The sequence below is a fragment of the Rhodococcus opacus B4 genome, assembly GCF_000010805.1.
GTDB lineage: Bacteria > Actinomycetota > Actinomycetes > Mycobacteriales > Mycobacteriaceae > Rhodococcus_F > Rhodococcus_F opacus_C.
Map to the genome: position 1 here is coordinate 3,928,969 of NC_012522.1, position 13,654 is coordinate 3,942,622.

At 68.4% G+C, this 13,654-nt stretch carries 14 protein-coding genes; 1 reads left to right on the top strand and 13 read right to left on the bottom strand.

Features of this window, described 5'->3' with window-relative positions:
• Positions 1-3: 3 nt before the first annotated feature.
• The 9 genes from phaZ to ROP_RS17980 all read right to left on the bottom strand — a co-directional run bounded on the left by phaZ (position 4) and on the right by ROP_RS17980 (position 9,703).
• Positions 4-861 carry a poly(3-hydroxyalkanoate) depolymerase gene (gene phaZ / locus ROP_RS17940; RefSeq protein WP_012690817.1) on the bottom strand — a complete coding sequence of 286 codons (858 nt, stop codon included), beginning with the start codon at positions 859-861 and terminating at the stop codon, positions 4-6.
• Positions 858-1,310, bottom strand: coding sequence for a MaoC family dehydratase (locus ROP_RS17945; protein WP_012690818.1), 453 nt, complete (start codon positions 1,308-1,310; stop codon positions 858-860). Before ROP_RS17945 ends, phaZ begins: the two co-directional genes overlap by 4 nt.
• A gap of 27 nt (positions 1,311-1,337) precedes the next feature.
• Positions 1,338-3,035: a PHA/PHB synthase family protein gene (locus ROP_RS17950; protein WP_012690819.1), complete on the bottom strand. Its 1,698-nt coding sequence runs from the start codon at positions 3,033-3,035 to the stop codon at positions 1,338-1,340.
• A gap of 16 nt (positions 3,036-3,051) precedes the next feature.
• Positions 3,052-4,623, bottom strand: a complete 1,572-nt coding sequence (locus ROP_RS17955; RefSeq protein ID WP_012690820.1) for a long-chain-fatty-acid--CoA ligase — start codon at positions 4,621-4,623, stop codon at positions 3,052-3,054.
• Positions 4,624-4,654: 31 nt separating this feature from the next.
• Positions 4,655-5,239: an RBBP9/YdeN family alpha/beta hydrolase gene (locus ROP_RS17960; RefSeq protein WP_012690821.1), complete on the bottom strand. Its 585-nt coding sequence runs from the start codon at positions 5,237-5,239 to the stop codon at positions 4,655-4,657.
• Positions 5,240-5,255: 16 nt separating this feature from the next.
• Positions 5,256-6,560 (bottom strand): MFS transporter, encoded by a 1,305-nt coding sequence (locus ROP_RS17965; protein ID WP_012690822.1) that lies wholly within the window; start codon positions 6,558-6,560, stop codon positions 5,256-5,258.
• A gap of 117 nt (positions 6,561-6,677) precedes the next feature.
• Positions 6,678-7,730: a 3-keto-5-aminohexanoate cleavage protein gene (locus ROP_RS17970; protein WP_012690823.1), complete on the bottom strand. Its 1,053-nt coding sequence runs from the start codon at positions 7,728-7,730 to the stop codon at positions 6,678-6,680.
• A gap of 49 nt (positions 7,731-7,779) precedes the next feature.
• Positions 7,780-8,694, bottom strand: coding sequence for a TauD/TfdA dioxygenase family protein (locus ROP_RS17975; protein WP_012690824.1), 915 nt, complete (start codon positions 8,692-8,694; stop codon positions 7,780-7,782).
• Between the two features lie 34 nt (positions 8,695-8,728).
• Positions 8,729-9,703 (bottom strand): quinone oxidoreductase family protein, encoded by a 975-nt coding sequence (locus ROP_RS17980; RefSeq protein WP_012690825.1) that lies wholly within the window; start codon positions 9,701-9,703, stop codon positions 8,729-8,731.
• Positions 9,704-9,841: 138 nt separating this feature from the next.
• Here ROP_RS17980 and ROP_RS17985 point away from each other — a divergent pair, with 138 nt between their 5' ends.
• Positions 9,842-10,852 (top strand): AraC family transcriptional regulator, encoded by a 1,011-nt coding sequence (locus ROP_RS17985; protein WP_043824929.1) that lies wholly within the window; start codon positions 9,842-9,844, stop codon positions 10,850-10,852.
• Here the strand turns inward: ROP_RS17985 and ROP_RS17990 are convergent.
• From ROP_RS17990 to ROP_RS18005, 4 genes are all read right to left on the bottom strand, one after another.
• A complete protein-coding gene (locus ROP_RS17990) occupies positions 10,842-11,249 on the bottom strand; it encodes a DUF7144 family membrane protein (RefSeq protein ID WP_012690827.1) in 408 nt (135 codons plus the stop codon). The two genes, ROP_RS17985 and ROP_RS17990, sit on opposite strands and share 11 nt — an antisense overlap.
• An 11-nt stretch (positions 11,250-11,260) precedes the next feature.
• On the bottom strand, positions 11,261-12,088 hold the full coding sequence (locus ROP_RS17995; RefSeq protein ID WP_043824930.1) for a class II glutamine amidotransferase: 828 nt from the start codon (positions 12,086-12,088) through the stop codon (positions 11,261-11,263).
• A 295-nt stretch (positions 12,089-12,383) separates the two neighbouring features.
• The gene (locus ROP_RS18000; protein WP_012690829.1) at positions 12,384-12,668 is read right to left on the bottom strand and encodes a DUF1905 domain-containing protein; all 285 of its coding nucleotides are present in this window, start codon (positions 12,666-12,668) and stop codon (positions 12,384-12,386) included.
• A 355-nt stretch (positions 12,669-13,023) separates the two neighbouring features.
• A complete protein-coding gene (locus ROP_RS18005; RefSeq protein ID WP_012690831.1) occupies positions 13,024-13,575 on the bottom strand; it encodes a GNAT family N-acetyltransferase in 552 nt (183 codons plus the stop codon).
• Positions 13,576-13,654: the final 79 nt, after the last annotated feature.

A 13,654-nucleotide genomic window follows, 5' to 3' on the forward strand; every position in this document is an offset into this window, starting at 1 on the left:
CCCTTACCCGGCTCGGGGTCCGGTGCCGGGGTCGGGGTCGGCGAGGAACCCGGCGACCACCGGCGCGAGTCCGGATGCGTCGGTGACGATGTCGATGTGCCCGCCGGGGTGGAGGTGCAACGTCGCGTGCGGCAGAAGCGCGTTCATGATGTGCGCGTTGAGAACGGGAATGATCGGGTCGTCGGTGCCCGCCAGGAGGAGCGTGGGCTGCCGGATGAGCGGCAGGACGGGAAGGCTCGTCCACAGGGCGCCCGCGAGGAGTTGGTGGAGATAGCCGACCCGGGAACCGGCCTGCCGCTGCTTCCCGAAGATCCGCGCCACGTCACCGCCGGCGCGGCGGGCGGCGCCGCCGTACAGTTCGCCGGCGACCGCCGACGCGTAGTCGGGGTCGGTGAACCGCTTCGGGGTCAGCATCTTCGAGAGCACCCGCGGATGACCCGGAATCATGAGCGCCCCGGTGCCGGTGGCGACGAGGACGAGACGCCGGCACCGCCGCGGGTGCTGCAGGGCGAACTGCTGGGCCAGCGCACCACCCCACGACAACCCGAGCACGTCGACGGTGCCGAACCCGATCTCGTCGAGTAACCGGTTCAGACCACAGGCGAGGGCCGGGATTGCGTACGGAACCGGGGAGACAGCCGACCCCCCCGTGCCCGGGACGTCGAAGCTGACGATCGTCGCGGCCGGGTCCAGTGCGGCGACCAGCGGTTCGAGCACCTCCAGGCCGGCCCCGATGCCGTTGCACAGCACCAGGGGCACCCCGGTCCCGGTGCGGATTCGCACCCGGATCCGTAGCCCGCACACCGGAACGACCCTGTCCTCGAACCGGTCGCGGCTGCCGAACAGATCGGTCACCGTCACGTGTAGAGCACCACGACGTCGGCGACGCACACCGGGCGGGTGCCGCCGTCGATCTCGTAGGTCAGCCGGAACACCGCTTCGACACCGGCGGGCTTCTGTTCGGCTGCGGTGAGGGACACGGTGGCTCGCAGGACGGAGCCGACGGGAAGCGGGGCCGGGAACCGGACCTTGTTCAGGCCGTAGTTGAGGGCGGCATCGACGCCGTCGACGGTGAGTGTCTCCGCGAGGATGCTGGGCGCCAGCGACAGCGTGAGGTAGCCGTGCGCGACGGTGCCTCCGAAGGGCCCGTCGGCGGCGCGCTCGGGATCGGTGTGAATCCACTGGTAATCGCCGGTCGCCTCCGCGAACAAGTTCACCTGGTCTTGCAGGACCTTGTAGGCGCCGGTGGTTCCGAGGGTCCGGCCGGCCAACTGCAGGAGTTCGGCGGGATGGGTGAGATGCAGGGTCATGGTGGTCCTCTGTGGGTGACGAACGGGTCAGGTGTGGTGGACATAGGTGCCGGGGGCGGGGGCGAGCGGCGGGTACTGCCGGGCACCGAGGGCGTGCGGTGCGTCGACGTCCGGCCCGCTGCGCTCGGCGAGCCACTGCGCGTAATCGGTCCACCACGAGTCCGTCGCCGTCTCCGCGGCGGCCAGCCACGCATCCGGGGTCTCGGAGACGGGTGCGCCGAACCGGTACGACGCCCGCGGGTTGCCCGGCGGGTTCACGAGCGAGGCGATGTGCCCGTTCGACGACAGCACGAACCGGGCGTCCTTGCTGCCGAGGAGGCGAGCGCTGCGGTACGTCGACTGCCACGGGCAGAGGTGGTCGGCGGACCCGCCGACGACGTACGCGTCCGCGGTCACCGCGCCGAGGTCGACGGGTGTGCCGAGCATGGTCGCGGCACCGGGCGTCGTCAGCGCGTTCCGCAGGCCGAGCAGGACGAGGTCGCGGTGCAGTGCCGCCGCCATGCGGGTGGTGTCCGAGTTCCAGAACAGCACGTCGAACGCGGCGGGCGACCGGCCCTGCACGTAATTGTTCACCCAGTACCGCCACACCAGATCGGTGGGGCGCAACCACGCGAACATCTCCGCGAGCGTGCGGCCGTCGAGGAATCCCCTGGCGGCGGAGTCGCGGATCGCCGCGGCAGCGGCCCGCTCGCTCATCATCGCCGCCGCCGTGCCGGCGCGGGTCTGATCGAGAACGGTCACGGCCAGGGTGAGTCCGGCGATGCGGTCGCCCTCACCGATCCCGGTGAGGTGGGCGGCGACCATGGACGCGAGAATGCCGCCCGAACAGGTGCCGAGGAGGTGGGCGCTCGTGGTTCCGGCGATGCACTGCACCGCGTCGAGAGCCTCCAGGATCGCGGCACCGTACGCGTCGGCACCCCAGTCCCGGTGCCGGGCGTGGGGGTTGCGCCACGAAATCGCGAAGACCTGCTGTCCCTGCTGCACGAGGTGCTCGATCAGGCTGCGGCCCGGCGCGATGTCGAGGATGTAGTACTTGTTGATGACGGGCGGCACGATCAGCAGCGGCGTGGCGTGAACCGTCTCCGTCTGCGGCGCATAGTGGATCAGTTCGAAGGTGCGAGTCTGGAAGACCACGGCGCCCTTCGTCGCCGCCACGTGCTCACCGACCTCGAAGGCGTCGGGTTCGACCATTGCGGGAACCCGCGGACTCGACCGCATGTCGCGGGCGAAGGCCCGGACGCCGCGTGCGGCACTGAGACCGCCGGTGTCCACCATCGCCTTCCAGCCGAGCGGGCTGAGGAGCGGATTGTTGGTCGGCGAAAGTCCTTCGACGAGGTTGTCGAGGACGAACCGCATCCGTTCGTGATCACGCCAGTCCAGGTCGGCGTCCGCGAGCAGGGCGGTGGCGGTGTGGGAGGTGGCGAGATACGCCTGCATCGCCCGCCGCAGCGCGGGATTGTGCTGCCACGCGGCGTCGCCGAAACGCTTGTCGGACTTCGCGGGAGCGCGGTCGGAGGTGCCGGCGACGATGGCACCGAGTTCCCGGACGAGCGCGCCTCCGCGGCGAGCGACCGTGCGGGGCCTGCGGGCGAGGCCGACGCCGAACCGGCTCCACGAGCTGTCGGGGAGCATGCGGGCGGCGACGCCGCGGGTTCCGCGGGTGAGGAGGAGGTCGAGGGGAGCGGTCAGCTCATCGGGGACGGTCGGGAGGGAAGTGATGCTCACGCTGGTGCTTTCGGTATCAAAGTGCGGCCGGGGCGCGGCCGAGTTCGCGTTTGAGGATCTTGCCAGTGGCGGTCATCGGCAGGGAGTCGACGAATTCGACGGTGCGGGGGTATTTGTAACTCGCCATCTGCTGCCTGGACCATGCGATCAACTCGTCCGCGGTGACCCGTGCACCCGGCTCGAGGATGACATACGCCTTGACCTCCTCGCCGTGGCTGTCGTCGGGGACACCGACGACGGCGGCGAGGGAGACGGCGTCGTGCCCGATCAGGACGTCCTCGATCTCGCGGGGATAGACGTTGAAACCGCCGCGGACGATGAGGTCCTTGGCGCGGTCGACGATGTAGTAGAAGCCGTCTTCGTCGACGCGTGCGAGGTCACCGGTGCGGAACCAGCCGTCGCGCAACACTTCTGCCGTGGCTTCGGGGCGGTTGTAGTACCCCTTCATGAGGTTGTGGCCGCGCAGTGCGATCTCACCGATCCGGTCGGCACCGGTGACGGTGTTCCATTCCTTGTCGACGAGACGTGCCTGGATGCCCCAGACGGGAACGCCGATCGATCCGGGCCGGGGTTCGAGAGCGGGATCGCTGAACGTCGCGAGCGGCGACGTCTCGGACAGGCCGTAGCCCTCGAGGATCTGCACGCCGAACCGGTCGGCGAACCGAGTGAGGATCTCCACCGGCAGCGCGGCGCCGCCGGAGATGGCGCGGCGCATGTTCCGTGCGATGCGGTCGATGTCGACGGGATGCTCGTCGAGGGCGCCGAGCAGTCCCCAGTACATGGTCGGCACCCCGGCGAAGACGGTGATGTCCTCCTGCTCGAGGAGGTCGAGGGCGGCCCGCGCCTCGAATCGGGGCAGCAGCACGAGGGTCGCCCCCACCGAGATGCCGGCATTGAGGGTGACGGTCTGGCCGAAGGAGTGGAACAGCGGCAGCGTCACCAGATACCGGTCGTGGGTGGCGGGTGTGCTGTCGAACAGCCGGTTGGCGGTCAGCGCGTTCAGCACCATGTTGGCGTGGGTGAGTTCGGCGCCCTTGGGTTTCCCGGTGGTGCCGCTGGTGTAGAGGATGACGGCGGTATCCTCGGGCTCGCGGACCACGGCGTCGAAGTGGCTGTCGTGCCGCGCCAGTGCGTCGGCGAGCGTCCCGACACCGTCGATCATGGCGGGGGCGGCCGGGTCGCCGGCGATGCGGAACAGGGCGTGGCAGCGTGGACTCTGCGCGAAGCCGGACAGTCCGTACTCGCCCATCGGCAGGTCGGGGGTGCCGTCGTGACAGAAGTAGGCCTTGGCATCGGAATCGTCGAGGTGATAGGCGATCTCACGATCCTTGAGCAGCACGTTGAGCGGTACGACCACCGCCCCCGCCTTGAGGATGCCGTAGTAGACGACGGGGAACTGCGGGAGGTTGGGGCACGACAGCGCGACCTTGTCGCCGGGTTCGATGCCTGCCGACACCAGCAGGTTCGCGACCCGGTTCGACTGGGCGTCGAGATCGGCGTAGGTCATCCGCTGGTCACCGAGCACCAGGGCGTCGCGGTCGGGGAATCGGCGGGCCGAGTCTTCGAGGAGTACGGAAAGGTTGAGCACGGGAAACTTTCTCGTCGGGGGTGGGGTGGCGCTAGGCGAACGATGCGGCGGTCGAGTTGATCAGTTCGCGGAGAAGCTCTTCGGCGTACGGCCAGTACCCGTAGCCGGCGGCCGGGTTGAGGTGGCCGACCGCGCCGAGGTCGACGAGCTTGCTGCCCCACGACTCGGCCATCCCGGCGACCCGGCGGAACCGGGCCATCGGGTCGTCGGTGCTCGCGGCCACGATGCTGGGGAACGGGAGCCGGCGCCGGGGGACGGGATTCCAGCCGCCCTGTTCGAGGTCCGCGGGGGTGGGGTAGCCCGCGGGCAGTGGTTCCTCGAGGTCCGGCGGGGTGGCCAGCAGGGCGCCCTGGACGGGGCGGGACGCCTGCTGCGCCCAGTGCACCGTGATCGCCACGCCCGCGCTGTGCGCGACGAGCACCACCGGGCCGTCGATGCCGGTGAGAACGGTGTCGAGGGCGTCGATCCGCGCGGACAGGCTGAGCTTGTCCCGTTCGAGCGGCGGCACCGTCCGCACGGCGTCGAGGCGCTCGGCGAGCAGCGTCTGCCAGTGGTCGGCGACGTGATCGCGTAACCCGGGCACAATTACCACGGTGGGTTCGGTGGAGGTGGTCACGGTCGGCTCCGATTTCCTATGAGGTGGCGGTGAGGGCGGCGAGCCTGCGGCGTCCGGCCGGGTAGGCGCGTTTGCCGAGGATCAGGGCGACGATCGCGACGACGTAGATCAGGGGCGCGATCTGCAGGGCGGTGACGAGGCCGAAGCGGTCGGCGAGCAGTCCGACCACGAACGGGCCGAGCGCCAGTCCGAGAAGGTTGTTGGCGAGTGTGAGGGTGCCGAACGCCGAGGCCCGCACCGACGAGTGGGTGAGATTCGCGACCATCGCGGCGATCGGCCCGGACGAGCCGGCCGAGAAGAAGGCGCCGATGCCGATCAGGATCAGCTGGGCGGTACCGGAGGGCAGCTGGAATCCGGTGCCGAGGAACACGAGCGAGAGCACGCCGTACACCACGGCCGTGGTCCACTTCTTTGCCGGATCGTGCCTGCTGATCCGGTCGGTGATGATGCCGCACACCACCATTCCGCTGCCGACGGCGAGGACGAAGATCGACGCCATCGCTCCGGCCTTGTCGGGGGCGAGGCCGTACGACCGGTTGAAGAAGCTCGGCAGCCACGCCAGCAGGACACCCGCGGTGAACATCTGCAGGCCACCTCCGATGTACGCCAGCAGGACGGCGGGCGTGGTGAAGAGGCTCGAGATCGGTGCCCGGAAACCGGTGGGTGTGCCGGCGGGGTCGTCGACGACGGCGGCGTCCGACAGTTTCTTCTCGGATACCAGGGCCCGGAACAGGGCGACGAGGATGAGCCCGAAGACGGCCATCGCGGCGAACGACCAGCGCCAGCCGAGGTTGACGGCGATGACGCCGCCGAGGGCGACACCGATCACGGAACCGAACGAACCGCCGCCCATGAAGGCGCCGCTGAGCGTGGAGTGCACGCGGGGGGCGAACACGCTGAGCACCACCGCGATGCCGACACTGCCGTACGCGGCTTCGCCGACACCGACGAGGAATCGGGCGCCGAGCATCTGCTCGTAGTTGGTGGCGACCGCACAGAGCAGGGTGGCGGCGCTCCACAGGACGGCCATGAGAACCAGGCTCTTGACCCGGCCCCACCGGTCGGCCAACAGCGACAGCGGGAGCGTCAGCAGGCCGACCATCAGGGCGACGACGCTGCTGAGCGAGGCCAGCTGTGAATCGGACAGTGCCCATTCGGTTTTGAGGAGGGGGAAGACGGCGCTGAGGACCTGCCGGGACATGTAGTCCGACAGCAGCAATCCGAACGTGAGGGCGAAGACGATCCAGGGATAGACCCGGGAACGTCGAGCCGGGGCGGTGGTCGCGACGACCGTGTCCGGGGTGGTGGTGGGCGATCCCATGAGGCCTCCTATGGCCGACAGGAGTGATGAAGGGTGAGGGGGAGGGAGCCGGGTGTGCTCACCTGGAGCGTCCGGCTCCCTCCCCGGTCGGAACCGAAATCCCCCCGTTGCGGGAACTCAGGCGTGGTGGGTGAAGCCCACCTGGCCGGGACGGCGGTTGGGTGCGTAGCCGAGCTTGGCGAGCGTCTCGTCGGCATCGGCGTAGGTCTGGCCGATCCGGTAGATGTCGCGGGCCTCCTTGCCGGTGGCCACCTCGCGGCCGAGTTCCCCGGCGACCCGGACCAATTGCTGGACCTGCGCAACCGAGGTCATCTTCTCGCCCTTGCGGCCCCAGATCGTGTCCTCGTTGCCGCAGCGGGGGTGCAGGCCCATCGCGATCGCCATCGCGTTGACGGGCAGCACACTGCGCATCAGGGTTTCGAGGGTCAGGCAGGCGCCGTCGGGGACCCGCTGGACGAAATTCATGATGTTGTACGGGTTCGGGCCGTCGAAGCCGCCGCCGATGCCGACCCAGGTCAGGTTGAGCGGACCGGTGTAGATCCCGCGGCGGATGAGCCGCTCGACCGTCTCGAGCTGGGGGATGCTGGAGAGCTGGAAGTGCGGCTGAATCCCGGCGGCCTGCAGGCGGCGCAGGTGTTCCTCGACCCACGCCGGGCCGGCCGGGACCGTCATCTCCCGGTACGCCTCGGCGAGTTCCGGCCGCTGCATCGAGGTGCCGGCGATGTCGTCGGCGGTCATCAGTTCCATGATGTTCATCTGCGAGGTGTTGATCGCGATCGTCACCTGGTCCGGTGCCGGATCGAGGTCGGCCAGCATGTGCCGGGTGTCGTCCGACAGCCACTTGGCGTCCGCGCCTTCGCCTTCGGGTGCGAAGGAGATCGATCCGCCGACCTGCAGGATCATGTCGGGCACCGCCTGGCGCAGTCCGGCGAGCAGTTCGTTGAACTTCGAGAGCCGCTTGGAACCCTTGCCGTCGAGTTCACGGACGTGGATGTGCAGCACGGTGGCGCCGGCCTCGTAGCAGTCGACCGCCTTCTGGACGTGCTCGTCCATCGTCAGCGGCAGGTCCTCGCGGAAGTCGTCCGGCTCCCATTCGGGACCGTACGGGGCACACGTGATGACCAGCTTCTCCTGGTTCTCGGGGAAGAGGGCGTCGTCGTGGAAGTGCATGGTGTTCTCCGTTCGAAATCGGATCAGATGAAAAGGGGCAGTGGAAGATTCAGAAGGGTCGGTCGCCGACGATTCCGGCGCGTTCCATCTTGCGGACGGCGGGCCAGTAGTCCTGGACGGCGTAGTGCTGGGTGGACCGGTTGTCCCAGATGGCCACGCTGTTCGGGGTCCAGCGCCACCGCACCTGGTATTCGGGGATCGAGGCCTGGCTGATCAGGTAGTTGAGCAGGTTGCTGCTGCCGGGCGCGTAGTCGATGCCGTACCGGATGTTGTCCGGGGTGTGGTAGTTGACGAAGTGGGTCGCGAAAGAATTGACGAACAGGATCTTTTCGCCGGTGTCCGGGTGCGTGCGCACCACGGGGTGCTCGGCGTCGGGGAAACGCTGGTGCAGGGCGCGGCGCTGCTCCTCCGTCTGGGCGGCACCGAACGACGCCTCGATGCTGTGCCGCGCCCGCAGTCCCTCGATCTGCTTCTTCACCCCGTCGGGGAGTTTCTCGTAGGCCAGGGCCATGTTCACCCAGATGGTGTCGCCGCCGACCGGAGGCGTCTCGACGGCCCGGAGCACGCACCCCATGGGCGGGTTCTCCCGCCAGGTGGCGTCGCAGTGGAAGGCGTTCTCGTAGTGCTCGGCCGGGCTGTCGAGATCCTTGTAGATCCGCACCAGCCCGGGATGCGCGGGGTCGCTGCCCGCGACGGGATGATCCTCCAGGGGCCCGAATCGCTCGGCGAGCGCCACGTGCTCGGCGCGGCTCATGTCCTGGTCGCGGAAGAACAGAACCTTGTACTCGAGCAGCAGTTCCCGGAGTTCGGCGAACAGGGCGTCGTCGCGGGACACGTCACCGAGGTTCACGTCGAACAACTCGGCGCCCAGCGAGCAGGTCATCGGCGCCAGCCGGAACGAACCGGAGGGGGAGAGGATCGCGTTCCGCTCGGGTGAATACGTCAGTTGCGCGGTGTCGTTCATGATGGTGTCTCCGTGGTGGTGGGGGTGGCGCGGCTCAGAGCCGGAACACCGAGGAGCCGATGCTGGTGCCGGCTTCGAGGTCGCGGTGCGCCTGGACGGCGTCCTCGAGTCCGTAGCTCTGGTTGATCTCGATGCGGATCCGGCCCGCCTCGACGTGGCCGAAGAGTTCACCGGCGAGTTCGGCGCGCTCCGCAGGGTCGGCGATGTAGTCGGCGAGGGCGGGACGGGTGACGAACAGCGAACCCTTCACGGCCAACTGCATCGCGTTGATCGGCGGGATCGGTCCCGACGCGGTCCCGAAGCACACGAGCAGTCCGCGCCGCGAGAGGCAGTCGAGCGAGGTGTCGAAGGTGGACTGGCCGATGCTGTCGTAGACGACGGGAACGCCTGCGCCGTCGGTGATCTCGCGGACGCGGTCGGCGACGTTCTCGCGGGTGTAGACGATCACGTGCTCGCAGCCGTGGGCGCGGGCGATCGCGGCCTTCTCGTCGGTGGAGACCGTCCCGATCACGTTGACGCCCAGCAGCTTCGCCCACTGGGTGAAGATGAGTCCGACTCCACCGGCGGCGGCGTGGAGCAGCACGGTGTCGCCGGCCTTCAGCGGGGCGATGCGGCGCAGCAGATACGCCGACGTGAGCCCGCGCATTGTCATCGCGGCGGCCGTGTCGAAGCCGATCGCGGACGGCAACGGAATGAGCGGGGCGGCGGGCATCACGCGTTCGGTGCTGTAGGCGCCGAGCGGGCTGCCGGTGTACGTGACACGGTCGCCGACCTGCACGTGCGTCACTCCGGTGCCGACCGCCTCGACCACGCCTGCGCCCTCGACGCCCATGCCGGCGGGCAACTCGGCCGGGTAGAGGCCGGTGCGGAAGTAGGTGTCGGCGAAGTTCAGCCCGACCGCCTCGTGGCGGATCCGGACCCCGTGCGGGCCGGGTTCTCCGACCTCGACGGACTCCCACCGCATGACCTCCGGTGCGCCGTGCTCGTAGAACCGAACAGCCTGTGCCACAGTACTTCTCCTCGAATTGTGATGACCACCCTCGCGGTCTCTCCTTGTGATGCACCTAACAGTAGGGCCGCATTCGGTCGTATGCTTATCCTGACGGGACAGGCGGCCTATCATTTCGGGACAGGCGAAGGAGGTGGCATGAAACCCCTCGCGCGCTATGCGGCACTGAACGGGTACGTGGAACTGTGCCGGTCGCTCGGACTCGAGCCCGCACCGATGCTGCGCGCCGCAGGCCTCGACCCGTCCGGTCTGGGCCTGCAGGACCGCTGGATCCCGGCCGCGGCAATCGCGCGGCTGCTCGAGCAGTCGGCCGACGGGTCCGGATACGGGGACTTCGGGGTCCGGCTCGCCGAGCGCAGGCAGTTCTCCAACCTCGGACCGCTCAGCCTCGTCGTCCGCGAGGAACCCGACGTCCGCAGCGCCCTGCGCGTCCTCACCCGCTACGAGCACACCTACAACGAGGCGCTGCGGACCCGGATGTCGGAGCACGGCGGGCTGGTGACCCTGCGGGTCGAACTGGACGTGGGGGAGGCGACGGAGGTCCGGCAATCGGTGGAACTGGCGATCGGGGTGCTGCACCGGTTGTTGCGCGGCTTCCTCGGCGGCGGCTGGAAACCCCTCGCCGTCTGTTTCCCGCACCCGGCGCCGGAAGACACCGCGACACACCGGCGGCTGTTCGGGCCGGTGCTGAACTTCGACCACGAGTTCGCGGGCATCGTCCTCGAGGCCGGCGACCTGAACGCGCCGAACAAGATGTCCGATCCGCTGCTCCGCCCGTACACCCAGCAACTGCTCGAGTCGTGGGAGCCGTCGGACGACGTGACGATCGTGAGCCGGGTCCGTGAACTGATCGAACTGCTGCTGCCCACCGGACGCTGCTCCGTCGAGCAGGTGGCCCGCAGCCTGGGGGTCGACCGCAGGACGGTGCACCGGCGTCTCGCCGAGAGCGGGGAGACGTTCTCCACCGTCCTCGACGGCACCCGCACCGAACTCGCCGAACGGATGGTCGCGAACCCGCGGCTGAACCTCACCGAGATCGCGGACATGCTGGCGTTCTCGGCACCGAGCAACTTCTCACGGTGGTTCCGCGGCCGGTTCGGGGTCAGCCCCAGCGTCTGGCGCGCTCAGCAGGCGGAGCTCAGACCCTAGCGGGATGCCACGCCGCCACCGCCAAGATCACGACCGCGTCGAGCGCGATGAGGGTGATCGCCCACATCGGGTAGTACGGCAGCCACAGGAAGTTGACGACGATCGACAGCCCGCAGATCACGAAGGTCGCGCCTCGTGCCCACGTCACCCCGGTGAGCAGGGCGACACCGGCCGAGGTGACCAGCGCCCCGATCACGATGTGGGTCCACCCCCACGAGGTGACGTCGAATTCGTAGGTGTAATCCGCCTCGACGACGAGCACCTCGTCCTTGGACACGGCGGAGAGGCCCTGCAGGATCTCGAGCACCCCGACGGTGACGAGGAGAACCGCCGCGCCCAGTTGCGGTGAGGTGCGGGCCGGACACGCTGCGGGCGTCGGATGTGCCGTCGATGTCATCGGGTCCTCCGTCAATGGGAAGAATTTCGACTGGGATGAAACGGCCGGATCTCGTCCTCGCCGGGGCGGATGACGCCGGCATGGGACTCGGGCACCTCCTGCCACGCGCCTTCGAGGTCGCGTAGTGGTTCGGACACCACGAACCGGGTCTCGTCGCCCAGTGCGTGCAGCACCTCCACCTCGGGGTGGAGTGCGCGCACCTTGTCCATCGCGGTGGAGAAGAACAGCGACCGCGTCTGCTGTTCGGTCGAGTACCGGAACACCCAGACGGAGACGCCGTCGGTGGTGGCGATCGTGGCCTGCACCGGATTCTCGACCCCGTGCCGGGCGCCGACGTCCTCGACCAACCCGACCGCGCGGGCTACGGCGGTGAACGGGTCTTCGGTGAGGCCGAACGTCAGCGCGAGGAAGAACAGTGTCTCGGAGTCGGTGGAACCTTCGATCTGCGGGTAGAGGCTTGGCTCGACTGCGAGAGCCAGATCGCGCTTCATCTCGGAGAATCCGCGCAGCGCGCCGTTGTGCATCCACAGCCAGTCGCCGTGCCGGAACGGGTGACAATTGCTGCGCTGCACGGGAGTTCCCGTCGATGCGCGCACGTGCGCGAAGAACAGCGGCGTTCGGATCTGCCGGGAGATCTCCTGGAGGTTGCGTTCGTTCCACGCGGGTTCGATGCACTTGAACACGGCCGGGGTGGGGCCGTCGCCGTACCAGCCGATGCCGAACCCGTCACCGTTCGTGGTGGTCGCACCCATGCGGGAGTGCAGGCTCTGGTCGATCAGGGAATGGACAGGGCGGAAGAGCAGGTCCTCGACGAGGATCGGATCGCCAGAGTATGCCATCCACCTGCACACCTCTTCATTGAAGCAGGTCGAGGCTGATTATGTAATGCGCTCCCTGGGCAACGGAACGGCAGCGGCGGCATTCCCGGGGTTCCGGTCGACGGTTCTGCATCTCGACAAAGACTTCGACCTGATCGCGGCGATAACCGGCCAACCACTCGAACGACTGGTCACCTAGCGCGTCGGACAACGCCCGGCCCGGACCCACCACGAGTGGACGCGCACTCGAGCCGTCCTCGCCTGCAAGTCGACGGAGCGCCGGCTGCTCCCGGACCGAAGTGTGCCTCTGATGAGTTCAGTTCAGACGCTCGGTGAGGTGGACTTCGACGTCGTCACCGTCGTTCTTGCCGATCGCCTTTCGGATGGCAGCAGCTACCGGCAGCTTGTGGGTGCCGTCGCCCAGGGCCATGAACGCTCCGGTGAACGGGTGCGCGTCGACGGTCCCGGCAACCTTGACCAGACCACGGGTACCGAATATCCGGGCTGAGTCGGGTAGCTGCACACACGTCCAAGTGTCTCCGGGACGGACCTTGCCCAGCCGAGCTGTGAAGGTGATGTCCAGGGGTCGGGGATCTGCCATGTTCTTGCTCCTTCGCGCTGGTGGCCGGGGGCTGTCGTGCTCAGTGAAGCTAGCTCTGTCGGTCTCCTCCGGACCGGTATTGTCGAGCATCGAAGGCGCCCAAGCGGATTGCGACCGGGATTCCCCGCCGGGCGGTGGGAGCGCCGAGGCGACCCGGGGCCACGACCTCGACCAGTCGTGCACCCGGCCACACCTCCACGTCGGTGCGGAGTGCACTCAGCACCCTCGTCGTCATCGTCATACCCAATCAGACCTCGCCGCCCCCGGAAACTCATCGCTCGGGCCGAGTGAGCCGGTCGTCAAGAATCTCGTCGACGGGCGGTGGCTCGTGTGGAATCCGGGATCGGAGGCAGACCTAGAGCAGGTCGAGTCGGCTGATGTAGTGGGCTCCGTCGTCGACCGGATTGTCGGGCGGGAGGTAGCCCTCGCCGACGCGTCGGAAGCCGGCCTTCTCGAGCGCCCGCCACGACGCCCGGTTGGGGACGACGACGGGGACGACGATCGCGGTGGCGTCGGGGAGGTCGGTGCGGCATTTGTCGACGAACGCCCGGATCATCGCGGTGCCCAGCCCCCGGCCGGTGTGCTGCGGTTCGCCGACGTAGTAGTCGATGGAGATGCTGCCCGGTGGGATCTCGACGAGGGCCGTGAGGAGCGCGAGGTCTTCGGGATAGTCGGCGATCCGGTACCGCTGGATGAAGCCGAACGGCCGGCCGCCGCGCAGGACGAGGAAGTCCTCGCAGGGTTCGGTGCCGTCGATGCTGCCGCCGAAGTCGCGTTCGATGTCCGCGTCCGCGGTGTCGTGGTTCCAGAACCGCGCGACGTGTGGTTCGCGGAGCCATCGCTGCAGCTGAGGGAAGAATTCGCGGGTAGTGTGGACGAACTCGAAGGTGACTGCGTCGGCGCTCACGGTAGGGAAACTAGCACCACCCGAGTCGATACAACTTCGGTATCGGTAACAAGAATTTTTGACTTGGACATGTATCGAA

What these genes read in the sequence shown, in the direction of transcription:
- ROP_RS17945 (WP_012690818.1), bottom strand. Translation starts at nt 1,310, where the DNA reads ATGACCCTGCATCTCACCCATCCCGCCGAACTCCTGCAGTTGGCCGGC.
- ROP_RS17965 (WP_012690822.1), bottom strand. Translation starts at nt 6,560, where the DNA reads ATGGGATCGCCCACCACCACCCCGGACACGGTCGTCGCGACCACCGCC.
- ROP_RS17970 (WP_012690823.1), bottom strand. Translation starts at nt 7,730, where the DNA reads ATGCACTTCCACGACGACGCCCTCTTCCCCGAGAACCAGGAGAAGCTG.
- ROP_RS17975 (WP_012690824.1), bottom strand. Translation starts at nt 8,694, where the DNA reads ATGAACGACACCGCGCAACTGACGTATTCACCCGAGCGGAACGCGATC.
- ROP_RS17985 (WP_043824929.1), top strand. Translation starts at nt 9,842, where the DNA reads ATGAAACCCCTCGCGCGCTATGCGGCACTGAACGGGTACGTGGAACTG.
- ROP_RS17990 (WP_012690827.1), bottom strand. Translation starts at nt 11,249, where the DNA reads ATGACATCGACGGCACATCCGACGCCCGCAGCGTGTCCGGCCCGCACC.
- ROP_RS17995 (WP_043824930.1), bottom strand. Translation starts at nt 12,088, where the DNA reads ATGGCATACTCTGGCGATCCGATCCTCGTCGAGGACCTGCTCTTCCGC.
- ROP_RS18000 (WP_012690829.1), bottom strand. Translation starts at nt 12,668, where the DNA reads ATGGCAGATCCCCGACCCCTGGACATCACCTTCACAGCTCGGCTGGGC.